The sequence below is a fragment of the Priestia sp. YIM B13489 genome (genome assembly GCF_042787645.1).
GTDB classification, from domain to species: Bacteria; Bacillota; Bacilli; order Bacillales; family Bacillaceae_H; genus Priestia; species Priestia megaterium.
In genome coordinates this window covers 3,020,493-3,047,370 of record NZ_JBHZOQ010000053.1, presented here as the reverse complement: position 1 = coordinate 3,047,370, position 26,878 = coordinate 3,020,493, and the positions used below count along the sequence as shown (strand labels likewise).

20 protein-coding genes are annotated in these 26,878 nt (G+C 38.4%); 18 read left to right on the top strand and 2 right to left on the bottom strand.

Features of this window, described 5'->3' with window-relative positions; translation table 11 throughout:
• Positions 1–29: 29 nt before the first annotated feature.
• The 6 genes from ACFX4W_RS21365 (at position 30) to ACFX4W_RS21340 (ending at position 8,528) form a co-directional block, all read left to right on the top strand.
• Positions 30–1,178 carry an aromatic ring-hydroxylating oxygenase subunit alpha gene (locus ACFX4W_RS21365; protein ID WP_043979196.1) on the top strand — a complete coding sequence of 383 codons (1,149 nt, stop codon included), beginning with the start codon at positions 30–32 and terminating at the stop codon, positions 1,176–1,178.
• Between the two features lie 80 nt (positions 1,179–1,258).
• Positions 1,259–2,512, top strand: coding sequence for a quaternary amine ABC transporter ATP-binding protein (locus ACFX4W_RS21360; RefSeq protein WP_043979194.1), 1,254 nt, complete (start codon positions 1,259–1,261; stop codon positions 2,510–2,512).
• Positions 2,513–2,514: 2 nt separating this feature from the next.
• The gene (locus tag ACFX4W_RS21355) at positions 2,515–3,378 is read left to right on the top strand and encodes an ABC transporter permease (protein ID WP_043979191.1); all 864 of its coding nucleotides are present in this window, start codon (positions 2,515–2,517) and stop codon (positions 3,376–3,378) included.
• A gap of 21 nt (positions 3,379–3,399) precedes the next feature.
• Entirely contained in the window at positions 3,400–4,281 is an 882-nt protein-coding gene (locus ACFX4W_RS21350; RefSeq protein ID WP_043979189.1) for a glycine betaine ABC transporter substrate-binding protein, read from the top strand.
• A gap of 620 nt (positions 4,282–4,901) precedes the next feature.
• Positions 4,902–7,655: a CHASE3 domain-containing protein gene (locus ACFX4W_RS21345; RefSeq protein ID WP_043979186.1), complete on the top strand. Its 2,754-nt coding sequence runs from the start codon at positions 4,902–4,904 to the stop codon at positions 7,653–7,655.
• A gap of 18 nt (positions 7,656–7,673) precedes the next feature.
• Complete coding sequence (locus ACFX4W_RS21340; RefSeq protein WP_013056253.1) at positions 7,674–8,528, top strand: CheR family methyltransferase; 855 nt, start codon at positions 7,674–7,676, stop codon at positions 8,526–8,528.
• 28 nt (positions 8,529–8,556) lie between these two features.
• On the opposite strand, the gene ACFX4W_RS21335 is transcribed toward ACFX4W_RS21340, so the two are convergent.
• Positions 8,557–9,699 (bottom strand): SpoIIE family protein phosphatase, encoded by a 1,143-nt coding sequence (locus ACFX4W_RS21335; protein ID WP_043979183.1) that lies wholly within the window; start codon positions 9,697–9,699, stop codon positions 8,557–8,559.
• A gap of 185 nt (positions 9,700–9,884) precedes the next feature.
• Positions 9,885–10,499, bottom strand: a complete 615-nt coding sequence (locus tag ACFX4W_RS21330) for a LysE family translocator (RefSeq protein ID WP_043979180.1) — start codon at positions 10,497–10,499, stop codon at positions 9,885–9,887.
• A 289-nt stretch (positions 10,500–10,788) separates the two neighbouring features.
• On the opposite strand from ACFX4W_RS21330, the gene ACFX4W_RS21325 reads away from it, so the two are divergent.
• The 12 genes from ACFX4W_RS21325 (at position 10,789) to ACFX4W_RS21270 (ending at position 26,622) form a co-directional block, all read left to right on the top strand.
• Entirely contained in the window at positions 10,789–12,162 is a 1,374-nt protein-coding gene (locus tag ACFX4W_RS21325) for an amino acid permease (RefSeq protein ID WP_043979177.1), read from the top strand.
• A 172-nt stretch (positions 12,163–12,334) separates the two neighbouring features.
• The gene (locus ACFX4W_RS21320; RefSeq protein WP_043979174.1) at positions 12,335–13,027 is read left to right on the top strand and encodes a Crp/Fnr family transcriptional regulator; all 693 of its coding nucleotides are present in this window, start codon (positions 12,335–12,337) and stop codon (positions 13,025–13,027) included.
• A 36-nt stretch (positions 13,028–13,063) separates the two neighbouring features.
• A complete protein-coding gene (locus ACFX4W_RS21315) occupies positions 13,064–13,780 on the top strand; it encodes a YjjG family noncanonical pyrimidine nucleotidase (RefSeq protein WP_043979171.1) in 717 nt (238 codons plus the stop codon).
• Between the two features lie 229 nt (positions 13,781–14,009).
• Entirely contained in the window at positions 14,010–15,698 is a 1,689-nt protein-coding gene (gene ggt, locus ACFX4W_RS21310; protein ID WP_043979169.1) for a gamma-glutamyltransferase, read from the top strand.
• A 588-nt stretch (positions 15,699–16,286) separates the two neighbouring features.
• Complete coding sequence (locus ACFX4W_RS21305; RefSeq protein ID WP_043979166.1) at positions 16,287–17,741, top strand: glycoside hydrolase family 68 protein; 1,455 nt, start codon at positions 16,287–16,289, stop codon at positions 17,739–17,741.
• A 97-nt stretch (positions 17,742–17,838) separates the two neighbouring features.
• The gene (locus ACFX4W_RS21300) at positions 17,839–19,404 is read left to right on the top strand and encodes a glycoside hydrolase family 32 protein (protein WP_165575336.1); all 1,566 of its coding nucleotides are present in this window, start codon (positions 17,839–17,841) and stop codon (positions 19,402–19,404) included.
• Positions 19,405–19,511: 107 nt separating this feature from the next.
• A complete protein-coding gene (locus ACFX4W_RS21295; RefSeq protein ID WP_013056263.1) occupies positions 19,512–19,946 on the top strand; it encodes a ferritin-like domain-containing protein in 435 nt (144 codons plus the stop codon).
• 301 nt (positions 19,947–20,247) lie between these two features.
• Positions 20,248–21,708: an MDR family MFS transporter gene (locus tag ACFX4W_RS21290; protein ID WP_043979162.1), complete on the top strand. Its 1,461-nt coding sequence runs from the start codon at positions 20,248–20,250 to the stop codon at positions 21,706–21,708.
• Positions 21,709–22,183: 475 nt separating this feature from the next.
• Positions 22,184–23,374, top strand: a complete 1,191-nt coding sequence (locus tag ACFX4W_RS21285; RefSeq protein WP_043979160.1) for a glycine C-acetyltransferase — start codon at positions 22,184–22,186, stop codon at positions 23,372–23,374.
• Positions 23,375–23,411: 37 nt separating this feature from the next.
• Positions 23,412–24,371 carry an L-threonine 3-dehydrogenase gene (locus ACFX4W_RS21280; protein ID WP_043979157.1) on the top strand — a complete coding sequence of 320 codons (960 nt, stop codon included), beginning with the start codon at positions 23,412–23,414 and terminating at the stop codon, positions 24,369–24,371.
• A 210-nt stretch (positions 24,372–24,581) separates the two neighbouring features.
• Entirely contained in the window at positions 24,582–25,046 is a 465-nt protein-coding gene (gene hutP / locus ACFX4W_RS21275; RefSeq protein WP_013056267.1) for a histidine utilization transcription antiterminator HutP, read from the top strand.
• Between the two features lie 355 nt (positions 25,047–25,401).
• The gene (locus tag ACFX4W_RS21270; protein WP_028408110.1) at positions 25,402–26,622 is read left to right on the top strand and encodes an MFS transporter; all 1,221 of its coding nucleotides are present in this window, start codon (positions 25,402–25,404) and stop codon (positions 26,620–26,622) included.
• Positions 26,623–26,878 lie beyond the last annotated feature (256 nt).

Below are 26,878 nucleotides of genomic sequence, written 5' to 3'. Positions count from 1 at the left end.
TTTCTAAAGAAGCGAAGGAGGAATAGTAGATGGTTATGGAACATGGTTTAGTGAATGATAATGGGAGACTTGAGCCCACGTTGAAAGGAGAGCTGTATACATCTTCGGACATTTTTAAGTTAGAAAAAGATCATATATTTTCTAAATCATGGAGTTTAGTTGCATTTGAATACGAAATAGCAGAGCCGGGACAATATATTACGACGAGAGTTGAAGGCGAAAATATTTTAATTACTAGGGGAAAAGATCACGTGCTGCGTGGATTCTTGAACGTATGTCGGCATCGAGGAGCTAAGCTGTGCAGCCAAGCATCCGGTAAAGCAGGTGTTATTCGCTGTCCATATCATTCGTGGAGTTATAGCTTAGATGGTGATTTAGTGGGTGTTCCTAACACAAGCCACTGTCGAGAAGAACTCGTGCATAATGAAAATTACGGACTAACATCCGTTCACATTGAAGTGTGGCACGGTATGGTTTGGGTTAATTTATCTGACAATCCTATGTCTGTTGAATATCAGCTAGACGCACAAATTTTTGATCGTTTTGGAGAACTTTATACGTTTGCTAGATATGAAATTCAAAACTTGAAATCCGCTCATCGTGAAGAATATGAAGTCGAGGCAAACTGGAAGCTTATTGTAGAAAACTTTCAAGAGTGCTATCACTGTTCCTCTATTCATCCTGAACTTACGGCCACGCTGCCTGAATTTCGTTTGGGAGTGGGCACTCAAAATTCCGTGGGAGGCGGAGCTAAGTTTGGAAATGAATTAGAAGCTTTTTCAATCAGCGGGAAAGGAAGCCGTCCTATGCTAAAAGGATTGCTTCCGGAAGATGACCGCACGTATTTTGGCATTACCGTTCTGCCGCTTGTATTTATCAATTTAACACCGGATCACGTTATTATTCATCGTATTATTCCAATTAGTGCGGAAAAGTCTAAAGTGATTTGTGAATGGTTATTCGACCCGGAAGAAATGGCTAAGTCTGATTTTGACCCAAAAGATGCCGTGGAATTATTTCACCGCGTTAATTTACAAGACTTTGAAGCGTGTGAGTGGTGTCAAGAAAATATGAGCTCAAAATCTTATAAAGAAGGAGGTATTTTAGTACCTATCGAACAGCACGTTTCTCATTTTTACAATTATGTATTGGAAGCAATCGGTATGAAGGTCGAATAGTAAGTGGAGGTGGTCTGACACGTTACCTTGAGGTGTCAGACCACCTCTAACAATCTACTTTAAAATAAGGGGGAAATAAATTGAGTACAAGCTCTAAACTAACAGAACCCATTATCCGCGTTACCGATGTTTCAAAAGTATTTGGTCGCCAAAAAGAACAGGCTCTTAAGCTACGAGAAGCTGGAGAAAGTAAATATGAAGTCGAACAAGCTACTAAGACAACCGTTGCTATTTACAATGCTCATTTCGAAGTGAAAAAGGGAGAAACCTTTGTGTTAATTGGATTATCAGGAAGCGGGAAATCTACTTTACTTCGATGCTTGAACGGACTTGTAGAACCGACAGAAGGGACGGTATATCTAGAAAACAAAGATATTTCTCATATGCCAAAAAGACAACTTCAGGAAGTCCGGAGAAATAAAATTGGGATGGTCTTTCAAAATGTGGGCCTCCTTCCAAACCGCACCGTGATTGACAACATTACATTCGGTCTAGAGATACAAGGTGTATCAGCAAACGAAAGAGAAAAGCGAGGGAAAAAGGCCCTTGAAATGGTGGGCTTAAATGGACAAGCTTATAAAAGAATTTATGAACTATCAGGAGGTATGCAGCAGCGGGTTGGACTAGCGAGAGCTCTTGCTTCTGAACAGGAGATTTTGCTGATGGATGAGCCTTTTTCAGCTTTAGATCCTCTTATTCGAAGAGATATGCAAAAGCTATTTCTTGATATTCAGGGAGAAGTACAAAAAACAGTTATTTTTGTGACGCATGATTTAGATGAAGCATTAACTTTAGGCCACCGGGCTGCCGTGATGAAAGACGGGGAAATTGTACAGCTTGGAACCGCTGAAGATATTTTAAGTCAACCGGCAACCGGTTATGTAAAGCTGCTTGTTCAAGACGTTAATTACGGTAAAATTCGCCTTGCTAAAGACGCGGTGGTTCCGGTAGAAACGGCTGCCTATGAGTATGAATCACCGCAAGTCGTATTAAGAAGAATGAGAACCAATCATTTATCTACTATTTTTGTTCTTGATAGTGCTGACCGCTTATTGGGCTTAATGAGCATTTATACGGTGATGGAGCTGATAGAAGCTCATAAGCATGATTTAAAAGGAAAAGAAATGACACAGCCGCATTGTGTTAATCCCGATATGTCTTTACAAGAAATGATTCCTTTATTTACAGACAGTCATTCGCCTGTAGTCATTGTTGATAATCATCATCGCCTACAAGGTATGATTTCCCCAAGCACCCTTATTGCAAATCTCACTGAACGTACTGCAGTGACGGAGCAACAAGAAGTTAAGTCATATCAAATGGAGGTCCGATAAATATGATGGTAAATTCCGCGACGATTCCTCGTATTCCTTTAGATAAATGGGCAAACTCATTTGTTGATTACATGATTGATAGTTTTTCAGGTGTATTTACTGGAATCAACCAAATAATGACCAGCTTAATAAGCAGTCTCGAATGGGTATTGACCGCTTCTCCTCCGCTAGTAACGGTCATTGTTTTTGTTCTATTAGCGCTATGGTTAACAGATTGGAAGATAGCTGTATTTACGTGTTTTGGTTTACTTCTTATTATTAGCTTGAATTTATGGGAAGCATCGATGCTGACCTTATCTCTCGTTTTAGCTTCTACTATTATCTCACTTCTATTTGGCGTTCCTTTAGGCATATTATCACACCGCTTTAACAAAGTTGGAGCAGTGATAAAGCCCATTCTTGATATTATGCAAACAATGCCTGCTTTTGTTTACTTAATTCCGTCCGTACTTTTATTTGGATTAGGGAATGTTACAGCTCTTATTGCTACTTTTATTTTCGCAATGCCGCCTGCCGTTCGTCTGACGCTGCTTGGACTTCAGCAAGTTCCCCAGACCACTTTAGAAGCAGCAGAAGCTTTTGGAGCGACGGAATGGCAAAAATTAATTAAAGTCCAGCTGCCGCTCGCTTTGCCTATGATTATGTCGGGTGTAAACCAGGTTATTATGCTATCTCTTTCGATGGTTGTTATTTCTTCAATGGTCGGTGCAGGGGGCTTGGGTGCCGAGGTATTAAGAAGCATCAGTATGTTGGATGTAGGCTTAGGATTTATCGGCGGGATTGCAGTTGTCATTATTGCCGTTATTTTAGATCGTCTGACGCACCTTTCTACTCAAAAAAGAAAAGGTATTCAATCAAGTAAATAAAATGAATAAAGGTGGGAGTATATGAAACAATCAAAAAAATTTTCTTTTATTATGCTAACAATCGTCATTATGCTGCTTGTCTCCGCATGTGGCAATAGCAATACGGCAAGCAGCACGACGACTAAAAAAGAAATTACAATTGGATACATACCATGGGACGAAGCCGTAGCTGTTACGTTTCTATGGAAGGAATTATTAGAGGAAAAAGGTTATAAAGTTAAAGCAGTTCAAAGCGACGTAGCTCCGCTTTTCTCAGGAGTTGCTCAAGGAAACATTGATTTATTTTTGGATGTATGGATGCCGACCACCCATAGTTCTTATATGAAAAGATTTGGAAAACAAGTTGACGTGCTCGGTACTTGGTATGATCAAGCAGATAGCGGATTGGCCGTTCCCGACTACGTAGACGCGCAGTCACTAGCTGATTTAAAAAATAAGAAAGATGAGTTTAACGGAAAGATTATTAGTATTGAACCAGGATCTGGAATAAATGGTCTTACTAAAGATCATGCGATGCCAAGCTATGGGTTAAAAGACTGGAATTTAGTAGAAAGCAGCACAGCCGCCATGTTATCGGAATTAGATAAAGCCATTGCTAATAAAGAACCCATTGTTGTTACGTTATGGCGCCCGCACTGGGCTTTTGAAAAGTATAATCTCAGATACTTAAAAGATCCCAAAAATACGATGAATCCAACTGGACCTGAAAAAATACAGTCGATTAGCAAAAAGGCATTTAAAGAAGATTATCCAGAAGCAGCAAAGTGGCTGAAAGATTTTTCTATTAGTGCCGATCAACTAGCATCTTTAGAATCAGAAATTAACAGTGCAAAAGACGAAACAAAAGGTGTAAAAAACTGGATTTCTAAAAATAAAAAAGTGACGGAAAGCTGGGCAAAATAATAGAAGGAAAAGAAAAGGCTGTCTCATAAGTGAAGCTATTAACTTAGAGACGGTTTTTTTGTGGGAGAACTTTTTATCTGCAGCTTTTCTAACGGAGTAAGGTCGGTAAAAGCTCAATAAATGAAAGTTTTTTAACCTGATATGTAAATTAAAAAAATATATTTAAATTAAAAAAAGTGGCATTGCTTTCTACTATCCAAGTACAATTTAAATAATGAATGCTTTACGTTTCGCATGTAAGTATTTATTTATACCTATGTTGTCATAATTTATGTGATTCCCCAAAGCATAAATTACTTTTCATTACCTTATTGTGTACAAAAATAGTGTAAGATAGGCTCATGCTTTTAACAGCATGGGCCTATTTTTATAGACAGCTTGAAAATAGATATTTCCAAACTGGAAAATTAATCTTTCCCTCTTGTACAATAAATATTCTTCTGTACAAAAATAGAGTGTATAATAGGAATGTTGAATTGATAGGAAAAAGAGAGAAGCCCTATCAAGCAAAGGAAGATGGAGTGGAGAGTGTGTACTGAAAGTAAAATTGTCCAGCGGCAAAAATAAACATGTTTTTCGGATGCTTCTAGAAGAATATCTAGAATGAAAGTAGGAACATTATGGAAAAGAAAATGAGGTTTGGCATTAAATCCAAAATTATTATTGGATATTTAATTGTTATTGTCTGTTTATTTATTGCATTTATTGTTTTAAACAGTCAAATTTCATCTTTGCAAAAAGAACGAAATTTTATCATTGATCATGATATTGAAGTGCATGATCTGACCAATCGAATTGAAAAACACCTGCTCGATATGGAAACCGGACAAAGAGGCTATATTATTACAGGAGAAGCGAGTTACTTAGAACCTTATAACAGCGCAGCATCAAGTTGGGAAAAAGATTATAATGCACTGTATCAGCTTCTAAATAATAATCCAAATCAGCAGGAGAAACTGGAGAAGATTAAAGGAAGCATTCAAGACTGGATTGAAGCCGCTGGTGAACCGACCATTGCATTAAAAAAAGAAAATAATACAAAAGAGCTTCAGCAGTTTTTTGAGAAAGATCCTGGGCGCCAGTATATGGATGATATACGCAGCCAGTTTACTTCTTTTAGAAATGTAGAGAAAAAATCGACTGAAACAAGAGCAACAGAGTTAGACGAGAAAAATCAAAAAATTAAAATTGGACTTTACGGTTTGCTGTTATTTGTTACGCTTATTTCACTTGCTATCGCTATTGTTTTATCCAATTCCATTGTGAATACGATTAAAGAAGTTACGCAAACGATCAAACGAATTACGGCTTCAAAAGGCGAGTTAAAAGGAAGAATTAAAGTTCGATCTAATGATGAAATTAAAGATTTAGGGATAGCCACGAACGCGTTGTTAGAAAATATTGAAGAGCGAAACTGGCTGCAAACGAACATTGCTCATGCTGTAACGATGTACCAAGGCATAGCATCTGTAGACAAGCTTGCGGAAAAATTTCTCTTTACGGTTTCAGAAATGACAGGAGCTTCTTTCGGAGCATTTTATGTTCGAGAGGAAAATGATAAAGGAGATCTATTCGTCAAACAAGCTGCTTTTGCAGATAGAAAAGGCGACGCGGGAAGAGAGAGCTTTTTGATAGGCCAAGGGCTCATTGGACAAGCTGCTTTAGAAAAAAGAACCCTTGTCATAAACGATGTACCTGACACGTACCAGCTCATTGCTTCAGGATTAGGAGACGTAAAACCTAAGAGTATTTTTATTGTGCCCGTCTTATTTGAAGATGAAGTAATTGCAGTTATCGAGCTGGCATCGCTGCACGAATTTACAGTTTTAGAGCAAGAACTTATTAGTCAAGTGATTGAAACGTTTGGTCTCACTATCAATGGTGTAATCAGACGAATGGAAATTGCCCGTCTATTAAAAGAATCTCAGGCGATGACAGAAGAGCTCCAGGCTCAGTCTGAAGAACTTCAAACACAGTCAGAAGAACTGCAAATGCAGTCTGAAGAGCTGCGTATGATTAATGAACAGCTAGAAGAAAGAACGAAAGATGCAGAAGAAAAATCGTTTGAATTAGAGGCTGCAAAAGAAGATTTAGAAGAAAAAGCGCATCAGCTGGAATTGAATTCTCAATACAAATCTGAATTCCTTGCTAATATGTCGCACGAGCTTCGAACACCGCTTAACAGCATTCTTATTTTGTCTGAAATGCTTGAGGAAAACGCGGCTAAAACGCTATCTGAAGATGAAGAAGAATATGCTCGTATTATCCATTCTTCAGGAAAAGACTTGTTGGCATTAATCAACGACATCTTGGATTTATCAAAAGTAGAGTCTGGAAAACTAGATGTCTTGCTTGCTGAGATGAATATGAGTGAGCTTCCAGATCAAATTGAACGTAATTTCAGCCACGTTGCTGAACAGAAAAAAGTACAATTAAAAATTAATAAAGCACAAGATGTACCTGACATCATTCACACAGATGAAAAGAGATTCCAGCAAATTGTGAAAAATCTTTTATCAAATGCATTTAAATTTACGGAATCGGGATCTGTCACAGTATCTATTCAACGAGTAGCTGACCATCGTCTTACAACAGCTATGCGTACAGTGGATACGGATTGCTGGCTAGAAATAGCTGTAGCTGATACAGGGATTGGTATACCAAAAGAAAAGCATCAGCTTATCTTTGAAGCGTTTCAGCAGGCCGATGGAGCTACGGTTCGCAAGTACGGAGGAACGGGACTTGGCTTATCTATTTGCAGTGAGTTTGCAAAATTATTGGGCGGCTGGATTTCCCTAAGCAGTGAAGTAGGAAAAGGAAGTACGTTTACACTCTATCTTCCTAGTCTCTCTAACGGTCTTGTTGACTATGAAAAAGTAAATTTTGCATATGAAGAAGTAGCAGTATCTGTAGAAGAAGCTGAACCTGAAGCAGAAATAACTGAAATTGATCATCCTGTACAACCAGTTGAACCTTCATTACAAGATGATGAAAATGTATTTCAGGATAAGCGAGTGCTCATCGTAGATGATGACCAGCGCAACATCTTTGCCTTAAAAACTGCGCTAGCTAAACAAGGTATGACCATTATGACAGCTCATAACGGAATAGAGTGTCTTGAAATGATGAAGAATAGTGAACCATTTGATCTCATTTTAATGGATATTATGATGCCGCAAATGGACGGATATGAAGCGATGCAGAAAATTAGAGGAGAGCTAAAGCTTGTTGATTTGCCTATTATTGCACTAACCGCTAAAGCGATGAAAAATGATCGTGAAAAATGCTTGGAAGCTGGAGCATCAGATTATATCAGCAAACCTTTAGATTTAAATCAGCTGTTCTCCGTTATGCGTGTATGGCTAGTAAATTAAGCGGGGTATGAAACATAAATGGATATGAAGCACCTAGACTTAAGTGAAGACTTAGTTATGAATAAAAAAACAGATTTGGAGATTGATTTACTGCTGACGGCTATTTATCGATTAACAGGATTCGATTTCAGACAGTACGCTAAATCTTCTATCTGTCGCCGGGTCTATAATCGAATGAAAATTGAACGTATTCCAACTGTGTCTCGATTGCTAGAAAAAGCGATTCACGAAGAAGAATTTATGAATCAGCTTTTAAATGATTTTTCGATAAATGTGACAGAAATGTTTCGCGATCCGAGCTTTTTTAAAGCATTTCGCACAAAAGTGATTCCGGTATTAAAGGATTATCCGGAAATTCGCATTTGGCACGCTGGCTGTGCAACGGGCGAAGAGGTATTTTCTATGGCGATTCTTTTAGAAGAAGAAGGGTTAATGGATAAAACGGTCATTTACGCAACCGATATGAACGAAGATGTATTAGAAAAAGCAAAACAAGGTGCCTTTTCTTTACGTAAAATGAAGTCATATACAAAAAATTATATTCAAGCCGGTGGAAAGAACGCCTTCTCAGAATATTATCAGACGGATCATCACTATGCATATTTTCATCCGTCGCTGTTAAAAAATATTATCTTTGCTCAGCATAATTTAGTCACGGATCAGTCATTTAATGAATTTCACGTCATCATTTGCCGAAACGTCCTTATTTATTTTACAGCTCAGCTGCAAAATCAAGTGTATAATTTATTTTCAGAAAGCCTTTGTGCAAAAGGATTTCTTGGGCTTGGTGATAAAGAAACGCTTCGCTTTGCTGAAGGAGCAGCTTCTTATATCGAGTTTGCAGGGAACGAGCGCATTTATCAAAAGCAATAAAAAAAGACCTCATTTATGAGGTCTTTTTTTATTGTGCTTGTGCTTGAATCATAAGCACGCACATATCATCAGGCTGATTTAACTTTTGTTCTTCTGAAAAAATTTCATTCATAAATGTCTGCGGATTTGTCCATTTTTGTTCAGTAAGCTTTTGAAGACGAAGGGCAGATTCATTTTCGCAAGGGCCCATTGATTCAAGAGCTCCGTCTGTAAATAGCAAAATTTGCACATCGTTCTCAAAGCTGACAACAGATTTCTGAACGTCCATTTCTTCAAAAAACCCTACAGGGCAGCTTCCTCGTTGAAGAGGAACAAGCGTATGTTCATCCACTAACATATAACCTTCTGGATGCCCGGCATTCACATATTCTACTGTCTTAGCTTCCGTATCAATCACTAAATAAATAGCAGTGAAATAGTAAGGGATTTCATCTTTTTCGCTGTGCAATAATTCCATGTAGCGATTCAACTCTGTAATAACCTGCTCAGGGTCTACGAGAGACTTGATAGCTTCTCTGAGCACAGACGAAATAAACATACAAACAAGCGAGGCAGAGATGCCGTGCCCCATCATATCAAAAAGGATAATTCCGTACCGGTGCTCGTCAATTTTGTGCCAATAGTACATATCACCCGCTAATTTAAAAGAAGGATAATATGAAACTTCCATTTGAATATCTTTCTCTCGTAGAGGGGGACTGAGTAAGTTTTGCTGTACGTGCGTAGCTAAATCTAACTCAGTTTGAATTTTCTTTTCATGTTCCGTGTGCCAGTCAATTTCTTCCTTAAGGCGTAAAGCTACCCGCATACGAGCCAGCAGTTCCACTTTATTGATCGGCTTTGTGACGTAATCTGTTCCACCGGCGTCTAGAGCTTCTACTAATTTGCTGCTGTCCTCTAGAGCTGTGACAAAGATAATTGGAATATGTTTTAAGCGTTCTACCTGTTGAATTCGCCTGCAGGCTTCGATTCCATCAATTTCGGGCATCATAATATCAAGTAAAATCAAATCGACCGAATTCGTTTTTGAGTTCTCATCGTCCAGGTTAAGATAGTCGAAAAGGGCATGGGCAGACGTAAGAGACACACAGTTATCGTAGCCAGCGCCTTTTAAAATTTTTTCAATCACAAATAGATTGACTTGATTGTCATCTACTAGAAGAATGGTCATGCTTTATTTCCCCTTATTATGTTTGAAGACTAATGATTGAATATGTAGTTTTCAAGCATTTTTATACTTTTTCTGTTTTTCTATTTATCTATTATACAGAAAAGACAGCGTTTAGGGTATTTTTTAAGATTATTCTTTTCTATTAAAAAAGTCATTCGTCCCCAGAAAAGGAGACAAATGACTTTTTATAGCAATTTGTATAACGCAAATATCCCGAAAGTCAGTACAACCGCTCCCGAAATACGATTTACCCAGATTAAGCTGTTATTCGTAAACTTCGAACGGGCAAGACTAATAGCAAAACTGAGCGAAAGCCACCAGCAGGCCGATCCTAAAAATACGCCTGCAACCATTGTCAAAGCAGAAGCAGCATCAAATGCTGATTTACTAATGCCTACACCAGAAAATACGCCAATAAAAAATAAGATCGTCATTGGATTCGTAACCGTTAAAAAAAGAACGGATGTATAAGAACGAAGTAAACCTTCTCCTTTAGCAGCGGCAGCGTGCTCTGCAGGTCGAGAACGAAAAGTTTGTACACCTAAATAACATAAAAATAATCCCCCAATCAGCTGAAGCCAAATCTTTTGGGTTAGTAAAAAGGTTGTAATGAACGTTAGGCCAAACGCAGCGATGCATCCATAAAGAGCATCTGCTGTAGCTGCTCCCAGACCAGATACAAATCCGTGTAATCGCCCTTTAGATAACGTGCGATTAATACATAAAATACCAATGGGACCGACGGGTGCAGCAACGGAAAAGCCGATCACTAACCCCTTTAGAAAATAAAATAAGTTCATCTTTTAAGTAGCTCCTAAGAAGTTTTTCTTTAGTATAGTACAAAAGCAATCGTGAATGAAGCCAATTTTGAGAAAGTTGTTAACACATATTTTTAGTCTGTTCGGGTACATCATAATGATGTTATAAAAAACATCACTAGCAAATTTATTTTAATCATTAAAAAGTTCAAAAACTAAATTATTTTACACAGAAAATTAAATGTAGTAAAATAATTCACTGTTACATATATAGAAAGATCTACCACTAAAAAGTAGTCATTCGTAATGAGATGAAGAGAGGTTAGTCATCATGAGTAATCTGTTTGCAAAAAAAGATGTTAACAAGCTGTTAGAGGAAAATGCGGCAAAAGAATCAACTAAGACACTAGGGTTATTTGATGTGATTTTGATGGGAGTAGGAGCAACTATTGGGACAGGAGTTCTGGTTATAGCAGGGTTAGTTGCCGCGAGGGATGCAGGGCCCTCGGTCTCCATTTCCTTTGTTATTTCTGCAGTAGCCTGTATTCTTGTTGCGCTGTGTTATGCAGAATTTGGTTCAGCTATTCCAAGTTCAGGAGGCGCATATACATACATATATGTTTCACTAGGAAAATTTGTAGCGCATTTGATAGGATGGTCCATCGTGGGATGCTATACGGTATCTTTAGCTTCCGTAGCGGGCGGATGGTCATCTTATGTGAATAATGTGCTTACTGAATTTGGTATTAGACTTCCTGAATCGTTCACGGCCATACCAAGCGGTGGAGGTATTATTAATCTTCCTGCGGTATTTATTGTGCTGTGCATGTCGTTTTTATTAACAAGAGGGGTAAAAGAAAGTAAAAAAATAAATAACTTAATGGTTTTAATCAAGATAGGTATTGTTCTTTTATTTGTAGCCGTCGGCGTCTTTTTTATTCATACAAATAACTGGCACCCATTTACTCCTTTTGGTGTGAAAGGAATCTTTGCAGGCGCAGCTTCCGTCTTTTTTGCTTATAACGGATTTGATGCCATTTCTACTTCGGCAGAAGAAGTGAAAAATCCGCAAAGAAACTTGCCGCTAGGCATTTTGATTGCACTAAGTGTTTGTGCAGTCATTTACGTAGTAATTGCATTAGTATTAACAGGAATGGTTTCTTATAAAGAGCTAAACGTAGGTGATGCGTTGTCATATGCGCTCAATAGCGTAGGACAAGAATGGGCAGCGCTCATTGTATCTATAGGAGCGGTTATTGGTATTATGGCCGTCGTATTTGCTTATTTGTTTGTCGTGCCTCGCATACTGATGTCAATGAGCCATGATGGATTATTGCCGTCTCTTTTTGCGAAAGTAAACCGAAAAAACAGCGAACCTGTCATATCCACATGGCTTGTGGGCGCGTTAGGCGCTGTTGTAGCTGGTTTTGTTGATTTAAAACAGCTGGCAGATTTAGCGAATATGCTAGCGATTGTCACGTTTGCTGCCGTTTCATTTTCGATTTTGGTTCTGCGAAAAACTCAGCCTAACCTAAAGCGCGGTTTCAAAGTACCTTTTGTACCATTTATTCCGATTATTGCTATTCTTTGCTGTATCTTTCTCATGTTCAACTTATCAATGAAAACGTGGATGTATTCAATCGGCTGGATGCTGATTGGCGTCTTTATTTACGTTGGATACGGTAGAAATAAAAAGAGCGTTTAGCAAAAAAAGACTCTAAGCGAACAAGCTGGAGTCTTTTTTGTGTATATATTTATCTTGAAAGTGAGCTATGAACATAACGTAAAAATTAAAAATTTATTTGAGACATATGTCCTTTTTATTTTAGGAAATGTTATTGTTTAATAAAAGAAACCGTTATGATGGAGAGGAAAACATGAGGGAAATTACAAGTGAGAAACAGCTGATGGAGTATATAAATACTTATAAATTAGAGTCGGTTTTCAAAAAAGAGTTACTACCGCATTTGTCACTGTATGATGTCGACGCAGGGGAACGTCTTTGTTCTCAAGGAGATGCGTCCCACTGTTTGTACATATTGATGAAAGGCAAGGTTAAAGTTTATACCATATCGCCCGAAGGCAAGACGCTTGTTCTTTCTTTTAAACAGCCCCTGGAAGTAATAGGTGATATTGAGTACGTACAAGATGTTGATATTATGAATACGGTTGAAGCCGTTTCACCTTTAGTTGTTATTGGTATACCATACAAACGATTAAAACAGTATGCGAGCAAGGATCCACAGCTGCTGACGTTTTTATTGGAAATGCTCACAAAAAAGTTTTGCGCAAAATCGAACTCGCTAAGCTTTAATTTAATGTACCCAGTTGAAGTGCGGCTGGCTAGTTACTTACTCTCTATTTTTTGTGAAGAATCGCATTTGGTTATGAATCAAAAAACAGAAAGCTTAAAAGATATAGCTAATTTAATCGGAACGACTTACCGGCATTTAAATCGTGTTCTTCAGAAATTTGTAGCGCAAGGAGTTATTGAAAAAAAGAAAGGCTCCATTATTCTCAAAGATAAGGAAAAACTGAGCTGTCTAGCAAACGACAATATATACGAATAGAAAAAGCAATAGATTAGTTGAAGGGGAGAGAGAAGAATGAAAACATACCGAACGCTGCTATTTGACATTGATAATACACTTTTGGATTTTAACGCAGCCGAAGAGCAGGCTTTACAGCTTCTTTTTGCTAACCACGATATTCCGCTGACTGAGGAAAGCAAAAAACGTTATAGTTTGATCAACCAGGGGTTATGGACAGCTTTTGAAGAAAATAAAATAAGCCGTGAGCAAGTTGTAAATACCCGCTTTTCTACTCTATGTAAAGAATATGGAATAGAAAAAGACGGAAAGCTACTTGAAACAGAGTACCGAACATATTTGAACAATGGCCATCAGCTCATTGACGGAGCGTTTGAGGTAATTAAAAACCTGAGCTGTCACTATGAGTTATATGTTGTTACAAATGGCGTATCGGCTACGCAATATAAACGCCTTCAGGACTCAGGTCTATATCCTTATTTTAAAGAAGTATTTGTTTCAGAAGATACGGGCTTTCAAAAGCCTATGAAGGAATATTTTGATTATGTTTTTTCACGTATAACAGAGTTGTCCGTACATGAAACATTAATTATTGGAGATTCTTTGAGTGCAGACATTCAAGGCGGGCAGCTGGCGGGTATTGACACGTGCTGGCTTAATCCTCAGAAAAAAAAGAATGATACAAATTGGAATTCAACCTATGAAATAGGAAGACTTCTAGAGCTTTATGACCTGCTGAACGTAAATAATGAAGTAGCTCCGGTACAAGTGTAAAAGTGTATAAACGTTAGAAAACGCAAAAAGTGCTAACCTTTTTTAGAACAAAAAGGGTGGGCACTTTTTCTATTTTACGGCTTTCAAAGGCTTAAAATACGCTAGGGATATTGGTCTATAAATAGGATTGTTAAAGTAATCAATACAAATTTAAACAGTTTTATCTCAAAAGCAATAGGGTATTTTACCAATATCCCAGATAAAGTAAGTAACTAGGAGGTCGTAAAAGATGATTAATGGCAAAAGTTTATCTCGTTCAGGAAAGAGTTCATATAGAAGAGAAACAGCGGTTGGAAAAACAGGAATGGTAGCCAGTGCTCATCCAATTGCAACAGATGCCGGAGAACAAGTGCTAAGAGCCGGAGGCAATGCAATTGATGCAGCAATTGCCGTTCAGTTTGGGCTCAACGTTGGAGAGCCGATGATGACGGGTATTGGAGGCAGCGGCTTTTTTATGGTATACCACAATGAAAGCAAAACAACTAAAATTTTTGACGGGCATTCTCAGGCTCCTAAAGCAGCCTATCCTGAAATGTTTCTTGATGAAAATAAAGAAGTTATTCCGTTTAGAAAGCGTTCTACTCATGCAACGGCAATTGGAATTCCAGGGATTTTAAAGGCGATGGAAGCAGCTCGTAAAGAGTATGGAACAAAACCCCTTGCTGAATTGATTGAACCGGCGGCCAAAGCAGCAGAAGCAGGTGTGGAAACAAACTGGGTTCTTGGAGATATTTTAAAAACATATGCCTATCGACTAGGAGAACATGCTAAGCAGCTATATTCTCCAAACGGCAAGCCTATGCAAGAAGGAGATATGATTAATAAAAAAGATCTTGCTAAAACCTTCCGCATTCTTCAAGAAAAAGGTATTGAGGCTTTTTATGAAGGTGAAATTGCAGAAGCCATTATTTCAACGATCAAAGAGCACGGCGGTTTTATGGAACTGTCGGATTTGAAAGAATACCAGATTAAGATTGATGAGCCCGTGTGGGGAGATTATAAAGGATACCGAATTGCTTCTTCCAACATGCCTAGTGCAGGAGGAACCACCGTGCTGCAAATCTTAAAGATATTAGAGGACTTTGATGTGTCTCAGTACGACGTGAAATCTTGGGAAAAGTATTATTTGTTTGCAGAAGCTATGCGTATTGCATTTTCAGATAAAATTGCATTCTCTGGAGATCCAGCCTACAGTGATATTCCACTAAAAGGGCTTTTAAATGATGAATATATAAAGGAACGTCAAAAATTGATTAATTGGAAGCATAAAAATGAGAAAGTTGATTTTGGCAACCCGTGGGATTATGAGAAAGGCCAAAAAGTGAACGTTGTGCGTCAGCCTTATGAACCTGAACGTGAGCTTAGTGAAACAACTCACTTCACGGTAGTTGACCGCTGGGGCAATATTGTCGCTTGTACATCAACTGTGGAACATCCTTTTGGTACAGGAATTATGGTTAAAGACCATGGGTTTTTACTCAACAACGAGCTTACTGATTTTGATGCTATTCCTGGAGGATTAAATCAAGCGGATGCAGGAAAGCGTCCGGTTAGCTGTAAAAGTCCAACCATCGTTTTTAAAGACAGCGAACCTGTACTTACTTTAGGGTCTCCAGGCGGACCAACGATTGTAGGGTCTGTGTTTCAAACGCTTATGAATGTCTTAGACTATGGAATGGATATAAAAGAAGCGATTGAAGAACCAAGAATTTTTAATAGTACAGGATCACTTATCGGTTGGGAAGCCGGAGTGGATATGAATGCCAAGGGAGAGCTAGAAGCCATGGGATTTAATTTTGGAGATGAGCCATTCCCAATCGGAAATGTTCAAGGTATTCAAATTGATAAAGAAACCGGCCGTTTATTTGGAGCAGCTGATTCCAGCCGTGAAGGAAAAGCAACTGGCTTAGACTCTTAATATTCAAAAAATGCATTATACGCTCTCTCTTTTTACAAAAGGGAGAGCGTATAATGCATTAAAAAAGATAAAAATGAGTAGGTAAAAAGAAGGAATATTTTTTTCTAAAAACATACTTTAGACCTTTATTATTATCATCCTAATCTTTAGAAAGGAAAAAGAATAGAACGTTTTCATATCCGGCTAATAAAAAAAAGTACTGATTTTTTCAAGAGATTGATGAAAATAGAATGGTCGGAAAGTATAAAAAACAGAATAGCGCTTTCAATGCTGGAAAGATAAAGTGTTTAATCATGTAGAAAGTATAAAACGCAACGGCTGGAAATCGTGGTTTGAAATATAAAAAAAGCCTTACACTTTTGTTGGAAAAACGGTTACATAAAAAAGGCCCTTACACGTAAACTTTGGTCCTAGTTACAGCTCAAGGAAAAAGATAAAAATGAGAAATAGCTACATTTGGCATGTTTGACTTTCGCCATTTATCCAAGTAATCTTTTGGTTGAACGGAACCGGTTCTGTTTTCGGATTTTTGATAGCTAATTGAATTAATAAATTTATATTCTTTACTAACACAAAAGGAGAAAACATATGAAAATGAAACGAGTTGCTAAGCATACAACTGCTGCTACATTGGCTGCAGCCCTACTAGTAGGCGGGGGATATCAAACATTTGCTAAAGGAAACGACAGCAAAGACTTTAATAATAGCTACGGAATTTCGCATATTACTCGCGATAATATGGTGAAAATTCCACAGCAGCAAAACAGTGATCAGTTTAAAGTTCCTGCTTTTGATGAATCAACTATTAAAAACATTGCTTCTGCTAAAGGAAAAAATGCATCCGGAAATACAATTGACTTAGATGTATGGGACAGCTGGCCATTACAAAATGCTGATGGAACAGTAGCGACTTATCATGGATATCAAATTGTGTTTGCCCTAGCAGGTGATCCAAAAGATTCGAATGACACGTCTGTTTATCTTTTCTATAAAAAAGCTGGAGACAAATCAATTGATAGCTGGAAAAACGCTGGAAGAGTGTTTAAAGACAGCGATAAATTTGTTCCAAATGACCCGCATCTTAAAAATCAAACACAAGAATGGTCTGGTTCTGCCACGTTAACAAAAGATGGTAAAGTTCGTTTGTTCTACACGGATTATTCAGGTAAACAATACGGAAAACAAACGTTAACGACAGCTCAAGTGAACATGTCTCAGCCAAACGATAATACGTTAAAAGTTGATGGAGTAGAAGATTACAAGTCAATCTTTGACGGTGACGGAAAGATTTATCAAACGGTTCAGCAGTTTATTGATGAAGGCGGTTATGACACAGGGGATAACCATACGCTAAGAGATCCTCATTACATAGAGGACAACGGACATAAGTATCTTGTTTTCGAAGCTAACACAGGAACAGAAGATGGCTATCAAGGCGAAGACTCTCTATATAACAGAGCATACTACGGAGGAAACAATCCTTTCTTCCAATCTGAAAAGAAAAAGCTTCTTGAAGGATCTAATAAAGAAAAAGCTTCTTTAGCAAACGGGGCTTTGGGCATTATTGAGTTAAATAATGACTATACGCTCAAAAAAGTAATGAAGCCGCTTATTACATCAAACACAGTTACAGACGAAATTGAACGTGCAAACATTTTCAAAAAAGATGGAAAATGGTACTTGTTCACCGATTCTCGCGGATCTAAAATGACGATTGATGGAATCGGGCAAGATGATGTGTATATGCTAGGCTATGTTTCAAATACATTAACAGGAAAATATAAGCCTTTAAATGATACAGGATTAGTTCTTCATATGGATTTAGATCCTAATGATAAAACATTTACGTATTCTCACTTTGCTGTACCTCAAACAAAAGGCGATAATGTCGTTATTACAAGCTACATGACAAATAGAGGCTTTTATGAAGACAACCACTCTACATTTGCACCAAGCTTCTTAGTGAACATTGACGGTTCAAAAACATCTGTTGTAAAAGATCGTGTTCTTGAGCAAGGTCAGTTAACAGTAGATGAAGACTGAGCGCTTTGCAATAGCAATAAAAGGAAATGGTGATTGTAATCACCATTTCCTTTTGTTTTATTCGATGTAGACAAAAAAGAGAAAGGTTGGGGTTTGTTTGAAGAAAAAAGGTGCTTATAAATGGATAACGCTTGCCGTTCTTTTAGTTATAATAGCCGGACTTATTATAACAGCCGTATCCAAAAAAGAGGATACAAAAGACCAAGGAAAAGAAAAAGAGAATAAAAGTGAATCCACTTATCGCCCGGTGTATCACTTTAGTACGCCTGATAAATGGAAAAATGATCCTCAAAAGCCCATTTATTTTGACGGGAAATATCATTACTATTACTTATACAATCATGATTATCCTAAAGGGAACGGGACGGAATGGCGACATGCAACGTCTAAAGATTTGGTTCATTGGAAAGATGAAGGAGTAGCTATTCCAAAGTATACAAATAAAAATGGCGATATATGGTCCGGATCCGTTGTAGAGGATAAAGATAACACAGCAGGCTTTGGTAAAGACGCAATTGTAGCCATTATGACCCAGCCTTCTGCCGATGGACAAAAGCAAGAACAGTATCTATGGTATAGTACCGATAGAGGAAAAACCTTTAAATCATATAGCAAAAATCCTATCATGCCTAATCCAGGCACCAAAGATTTTAGAGATCCCAAAGTCATATGGGATAATGAACATGACAAGTGGGTTCTCGTCATGTCAGAAGGTGAAAAAATCGGATTTTATGAATCTTCTAACCTAAAGGATTGGACGTATACGGGAGGATTTGTAACTAAAGACATTGGCATTACCGAATGTCCAGATCTTTTTCAAATGAAGGCAGATGACGGGACAGTTAAGTGGGTTCTCGGGACAAGTGCAAATGGAAAAGAAAGCGGAAAGCCAAACACCTATGCTTATTGGACAGGAAATTACGATGGAACAACATTCACTCCCGATATGGACGAGCCGCAATGGCTCGATCATGGTTTCGATTGGTACGGAGCAGTAACGTTTGAAGACGGTAAAAATAAAGGTTCCTTAGAAAAGCGCTACGCTTTTGCATGGATGAACAACTGGGATTATCCGGATAAGACGCCAACGATGAAAGAAGGGTTTAACGGCTTCGATTCAGTAACCCGGGAAATTACGCTTTCAAAACAAGAAGACGATCAGTACAGCCTGTTATCAAAGCCTGTCGAAGAATTAAATCAGCTAACTGATTCAACAAACTCTGTTGAACAAGTAGAAGTAAACGGAGAGAAAAAGTTAAAGGTAAAAGGTGAAGCTTATCAGCTTGATACAGATATTTCATGGTCAGATGCAGAAAATGTAGGCTTACGACTTCGAGAGTCCGCAGATCAAAAGCGGCACATTGATGTGGGCATTTTTGCAAAAGATAACGTCTCATATGTGAACAGAAGCTATAGCAATCAGCCTGATCAAAGCAAAAAGTATGTGGAAAGCCGTGATTACTTTGATGCAGGCAAGAAAAATGTTCATTTGAAGATATTGGTAGATAAAACAAGCATTGAAGTCTTTGTTGATGATGGAAAAACCGTGCATTCTAGCGAAGTGTTTCCGCGTCACAACGACCAAGGAATTACGCTTTTCTCTCAAGGAGGAACGTCTCTCTTTAAAAATATAGAAATCAAACATCTTCGCTCTCTTCAGTAATTTCCCTACTTTTAAAAAGAAGGAGCAGAATATCGCCTTATTGTGGTTTAGGACTAGATAGAAAGGGTACATGTCTACTAACAGCAAATGAAAGGGTGTTTATTCAAATGGAAGAGAAAATGAGACAACTAATAGAGGGACTTAATACCGATTTAGCGGGTGAATATTCGGCGGTTATTCAGTACACTTACTATGCGTCTACAGTAACCGGCCTAGAATATCAAATTTTAAAACCTTTCTTTGAAGGAGAAATTCCTGATGAGCAAGGACATGCCCTTTATTTATCAGAAAAAATCAAAAACCTTGGCGGTGAGCCAACAACAAAGCCAGCTGAGGTGAAGCACGTCTCAAACGTAACGGAAATGCTTAAAGAAGCGAGCAAGGCTGAAAAAGAAACTATCCAGCGCTACGAAGAGCGTAAAAAACAAGCGGAAGAGTTAGGGTTAACAGAGCTTGTTGTAAAGCTTGAAGATATGATTGCAGATGAAACAAATCATATGGAAGAAATGGAACGTTTATTAAAAGATCCCCGCTTAAGTTGATCATACAAAATATATAAAAGCATCCCGTACCAGGTGTTACGGGGTGCTTTTTTGCAATTTAAAAAGGAAATAAAACATCATGTACGCATGTTTCTATCAATGAGAGGAAAGTCATATTTTTGAAATTATCTATCGCTTTGGAAAAATTTATAGTAAAATAATTATTTGGCTGCATATGGCAGCAACTATATGCGGGGCATCACATACATATAAAGGCTAAAAGGGTATCCGTATATTGAAACCGCTTTTATCTTCTATAAGAAAAAACATGGTATGCCCGCAGTTGCAAGGAGAGAGAAAGATGAGGAAACGAATCATGACAGCGCTGCTGCTTGTCACTGTTTTAGCTGCAATGGAAGGAACCATTGTCAGTACGGCTGTTCCAAGAATTACAAGTGATTTGTCGGGCATTGAGCTAGTTAGCTGGGTATATGCCATTTATATGCTGACAACTGCTGTATCTACACCTATATACGGAAAGTTAGCGGATCTATTCGGCCGCAAAAAAGTTATGCTTGTTGGAATCATTATTTTCTTAATCGGATCGATACTTTGCGGACTTAGCTTTTCGATGCAGCAATTAATTGTCTATAGAGCGATCCAAGGGCTGGGCGCCGGGGTCGTTATGCCGCTTACAATGATTATTATTGGCGACTTGTATGAAGAAGCAAAAGAAAGAGCCAAAGCGCAAGGGTGGATTAGCGCAGTTTGGGGAGTTGCGGGAGTTCTCGGGCCTCTTCTTGGAGGATTCTTAGTGGATACGCTGTCTTGGCGCTATATTTTCTTTTTAAATATACCGTTTGGACTAATGGCTTTTTTTGTTCTTTTAGTAAACTATAAAGAAGAAGTGGTAAAAGAAAAACGTTATATCGATTATATTGGAGCGGTGACGTTTTCAGTGGGAACAATTGCGTTTTTATACGCGCTTTTAACCGGAAGTCAGCATCAAAACTGGGGAGATCCGACCATTATAGGGTTATTTGTTCTAGCTGTTCTAACATTCATTGGCTTTATTTATATAGAAAAGAAATCTCCCGAACCTCTTATCCCGCTTGAACTGTTTTCCATTCGAAGTGTATCTGTTATAAACTTATTAACACTTCTTGTGGGATCAGTAGTTATTAGTATTACGGTCTACCTTCCAATTTGGAGTCAAGGAGTGCTGGGGAAAAGTGCAACCGCTGCTGGTTTTGTATTAATGCCTATGCCAGTATGCTGGACGATTGGTTCACTGCTTTCAGGGAATTTAGTAGGGCGTCTTAAAACGCACTCCATCCTTACGCTGGGCACGGCAATTGTAAGTACGGCTTGTTTTATGCTGTTTTTAGTTTCCACTCACTCACCCGTATTTTTAATTTATGTAGCCGTTGGGGTCCTTGGGTTAGGAATGGGTATTATTACGCCTATTTTTATGCTAGTTATTCAATCATCGGTCCCGGCTAGCAAAAGAGGAGTAGCGGTGGCTCTTAATACGTTTACAAATACATTTAGTCAAACGCTAGGTTCTGCGGTGTTTGGTACAATCTTTAATTTAGTGACACTTTCACAAGCAAAGAAATTAGGGCAAGAAAATTTAAATGCTTCGTTTGAGACAGGCGGAGTACCAGCAGAAGAACTGTCAAAGCTGCATGAAATTCTTGCATCAGGTGTGCACATTATTTACAGTGGAACGTTTTTAGCTGCATTACTAAGCTTTGCTGTTTCATGCTTATTAGTAAAAAACGAACATAAAAAAATAAAGACTATATCTATGCAAAAGTAACGAAAGAGGCTGTTACAAAACCAGTTTAGTTGAAGGATAATCCGAACGAGTTTGATTAGGAATCAAATTCGTTCGGATTTTTTATAGGTATGGTGAATGTAGCTTTCACATATCTAGCTGTTGAGTGGATTGATTTCGTTATATATCAGTCTCTTCCTTGGAAGAATTATCAAAGAAAGAAAATAAAAAAGATATTGTCTGATAACGTTCCCGTAAACTCATTCATAATAAGAAGGATTCTTATCAATGCAGAAAATTTTTTATTTTTTGTTTTTTTAGTATGGACATTTACCTAGTTGTTTATTATTATGAATTCTATAAGTATTGAATTTTAAGCGCTTTCAAAAGAAACATTTGTCTTTCTCAGGAATACACTTGATTTTTAACTCATATACTGTAAGTGCTTAGATTAATCTTTTAATGGGGAAAAGAGAAGTTTATAAGAGGCGTTGAACAACAATGAGGGGGATGGAAGATGACAAGCAGACGTTTAAAAGAATTCTTGAATAATAATTTAGAAGATTTAAAAGATAAAGGATTATACAATGTCATTAATCCGGTAGAGGGGCCAAACGGACCTGTGATTCAAATTGAGGGAAAGCAATTAATTAATTTATCATCCAACAATTATTTGGGTCTTGCTACAGACGAGAGGCTTATTAACGCGTGCAACGAAGCCACTGAAAAATACGGAGTGGGGGCTGGAGCTGTCCGAACGATTAATGGAACTCTAGATATTCACATTAAGCTAGAGGAAAAGCTAGCCGAGTTTAAGCATACAGAAGCAGCTATAGCTTATCAGTCTGGCTTTAACTGTAATATGGCAGCCATCTCCGCGGTTATGGATAAACATGATGCGATTTTATCAGATGAGCTGAATCACGCTTCAATTATTGACGGATGCCGGCTATCAAAAGCAAAAATTATTCCTTTTAAGCATTCAGATATGGAAGATCTTCGTGCAAAAGCGGGCGAAGCACAAAAATCCGGTTTATATAATAAAATAATGGTAATTACCGATGGTGTATTCTCAATGGATGGAGACATTGCTAAGCTTCCGGAAATTGTAGAAATCGCAGAGGAATTTGACTTAATCACATACGTAGATGATGCTCACGGGTCGGGCGTATTAGGGAACGGCATGGGCACAGTCAAACATTTTGGCTTATCTGAAAAAGTAGACTTCCAGATTGGAACATTATCAAAAGCGATTGGAGCTGTAGGTGGGTACGTAGCCGGAAAAAAAGACTTAATCGACTGGTTAAAAGTAAGAAGCCGTCCGTTTTTGTTTTCGACTGCTATTACACCAGGCACGGCTGCTGCCTGTATAAAAGCAATTGAAATCCTAAGCACAAGTACAGAGCTGCAGCAGCAAATGTGGGAAAACAGTCGGTATTTAAAGCAAGGACTAAAAGAACTAGGCTTTAACATTGGAGAAAGTGAAACACCTATCACTCCGTGCATCATAGGAGATGAAAACCAAACGCAGATTTTTAGTGAGAGATTAATAGAAGAAGGGGTATACGCTAAATCAATTGTTTTCCCAACCGTTCCAAGAGGGACAGGACGCGTTCGCAATATGCCGACGGCTGCTCATACGAAAGAAATGTTAGATGAAGCACTTCGTATCTACAAAAAAGTAGGCAAGGAAATGAAATTAATCTAAACGTTTAATCTAGGCAGTACACGAGGAGGATATTGACATGAAAAAAGTATTAATAACGGGTTCTTTAGGGCAAATCGGTTCTGAGTTAACGACGAAAATGAGAGAGATATATGGTTCAGAAAATATTATTGCCACCGATATTCGCAAAACGACGAGCGATGTCGTGACTTCAGGTCCATTTGAGATTTTAGATGTAACGGATCAGACTGCGTTATTTACGATCGCTAAAAAGCATAAAGTTGATACGATTATTCACTTGGCTGCGCTGTTATCAGCGACAGCCGAGCAAAAACCGCTTCTAGCTTGGAATCTAAATATGGGCGGATTAGTAAACGCGCTCGAAGTAGCACGCGAGCTGCAGTGTCAATTTTTCACTCCAAGTTCAATTGGTGCATTTGGTCCAACGACTCCAAAAGACTGGACGCCGCAGGATACAATTCAACGTCCTACCACGATGTATGGTGTTAATAAAGTAGCGGGTGAATTACTTTGCGATTACTACCACCATAAATTCGGAGTAGATACACGAGGGCTGCGTTTTCCAGGTTTAATTTCATACGTAACGCCTCCAGGTGGAGGAACAACGGACTACGCTGTTGAAATTTATTATGAAGCCGTTAAGCATAAGCGATATACGTCCTATATTGAAAAAGGAACATATATGGATATGATGTATATGCCTGATGCATTAAATGCTGTTATCCAACTAATGGAAGCAGACGGTTCTAAGCTTAAGCACCGAAATTCATTTAACGTTTCTGCCATGAGCTTTGATCCAGAACAAATGGCGACTGAAATCAGAAAAACGATTCCGGAATTTGTGCTGAATTATCAAGTAGATCCTGTTCGACAAGCAATTGCTGAAAGCTGGCCTAACCATATAGATTCCAGCTGTGCGATAGAAGAGTGGGGATTTAAAACAGAATATAACCTAGAAAAAATGACGAGAGAGATGCTGGGAAAGTTAAAAGTTGAATCACAGCTTGTCTTAACGTAAGTAGAGAAAAATGATTTCTTCTTTGAAAATAAAGTAAGCGCTTACTAAAAGGTGGGTTCCTTGTTTATGCAAGTTCTACTTCGTAACAGTGTTGGACAATACACATAGATCTCCTAATCCTTTAAGTGAGCGCTCGTTCGTTGAATAATCAGCACCTTTTTAGGTACCGTCTGTTAAAATAATAAGGGGATAGAAGGGAGGGAATTACAGTTGAGCAATAAATTTCAACAAGTTAATGATTTTTCAATGGGAAGATTAACATCTTTACTCGTTCTTTTACATAATACGGAACTAGCTGAAGGTATTGAAAAGGAAATTAATGAGAGAGGATACAGCTACACAGTAGGAAAAGTCGGAGCGATGGAGCTGTCTAAAGTCGTGGCGGCAATTGAAACGAGCGCCAAGACAAACAAAATTATTAATGCCCAGTCGTACCGGGAAGTTCACGCTCTTTATCATGCTATACTTGAAGCCATTCAAGGAGTTAGTCGAGGAACGCTGCAGCTGGGTGATATTTTACGGACGGTCGGACTCACATTTTCAATCGTGCGCGGAAAAATTGAGTTTTCAGGATCAAGCGACGAATGGATTAGCGTTTGTGTGTATGGAACGATAGGTGCGCCTAAAAAAGGCTTTGAACATGATACATTAGGCTTTGGTTTTAACCATATTTGAAAAAATAATGAACGAAATAGTATGTATGTAAAAAGTGAAAGATGTACATAGCTGCTTTAAAGAAGATATTTTTCTTATTGAAAGGTTCTGTGCGGCGTGTTAACATAATGATTAATATAATAACTGCCTTTAAGACGGTCCAGAGAGGCCGAAAAGGACGGATCACTCATTTACTGCTTCTATGCCTATCTGTGCCCTTTTGCCCTCTGCGACAAAAGGGCTTTTATGTGTTACTTACCTCTTTTAAACGAAGTCCAGAGAGGCTTCAAAAGAGAATGGAGATATGTTATTTATCCATTCCTTCAAAAAAGAAAGAGCGTTGATACGGAAAGAATACACTGGAGGGTGGAACAATATGAATTATCGTAACAAGACAGTTGTAGCATCAGTAGCAGGTTTGACGTTAGAAGGGATGGACATTATGTTTATCTCGTTTGCTATGTCAATGATTATTGCTGAATTTCACATTGATTTAGCAACAGGTGGACTTATTTCTTCTATTACGAATATAGGAATGCTGATAGGTGGAGTCATCTTCGGAATTTTAGCAGATAAATTTGGAAGGGTGCGGGTTTTTACCTACACGGTTCTTCTATTTGCAGTCGGAACGGCATTAACAGGTTTTGCAGCAAATGTTGAACAAGTGTATGCTTCGCGATTTATTGCCGGAATTGGGGCTGGAGGAGAGTACGGGATCGGTATGGCTCTTGTAGCAGAAGCGTGGCCGAAACATAAGCAAGGACGAGCTTCATCCTATGTTAGTATTGGCGCACAATTTGGAGTGATCCTTGCGGCGCTTTTAAGTTCTCTGATTCTGCCGATTTTCGGATGGAGAGCGCTGTTTTTTGTGGGAATCATCCCCGTCATTTTTGCTTTTATCGTACGAAAAAATTTAAACGAATCTCCTGAGTGGCTACAAGCTCAAAAAGAGAAAACAGCGGTTGTTAAAAATAATGGTAAGCTTCGTCAATTATTCGCTACGCCTAGGACGGCGATGACGACTATTTCGCTGGCAGTGATGGCTACAGTCCAAATTGCAGGCTATAACGGACTTATGATATGGCTTCCGTCTATGCTTCAGCAATCACAAGGCCTCTCTGTTTCAAGTTCAGCTCTTTGGACAATCAGTACAGCCGTTGGAATGATTATAGGCATGCTAACATTTGGTCAATTTATGGACCGTTTTGGATCGAAACGTACTTTTGGAATCTTTCTTCTTGCTTCAGCTTGTGCGGTATTTTTATACTCGTATGCCGAAGGAGGTGCAGGGCTGCTTATAGGAGGAGCTGTGGTCGGATTTTTCTCAAACGGAATGTTCGCGGGATACGGAGCATTGATCAGCAGCCACTATTCAGTAGAAGTTCGCAGCACTGCAACGAACACCATTTTTAACTTTGGGCGAGCGCTCGGAGGGTTATCACCCATTCTTGTCGGCTATCTTTTGCAAAGCTATGATATGACAGTAGCGATGACGTACTTGGCGGGGCTGTACTGTATTTCGTTTATTTTTATGGTAAGTCTTAAAAGAACGGGAGAAAAGAAAGTGAAACAAATGAACGCTCAATCTGCTCTTTAAAATAAAAGATAGATTCTATGCTTTTCTGGAAAAAACCGCGCTTATTCAAAAGGGCGGTTTTTTTGAGTGTATAAAAAATAAATTCAGATATACGGTTGTTTTTTCGCAGGTGCTTTATTAACAAAGACACATTATCTATAAAAATATTTATGGATAAGCAGATATTTTCTAATTTGTATTATAGTAATTCCTCTCTTACAATAGGGTGTGTAAGGCAGAAACAGAAAATACTATCTTTATTTACAGGAGGACGTTA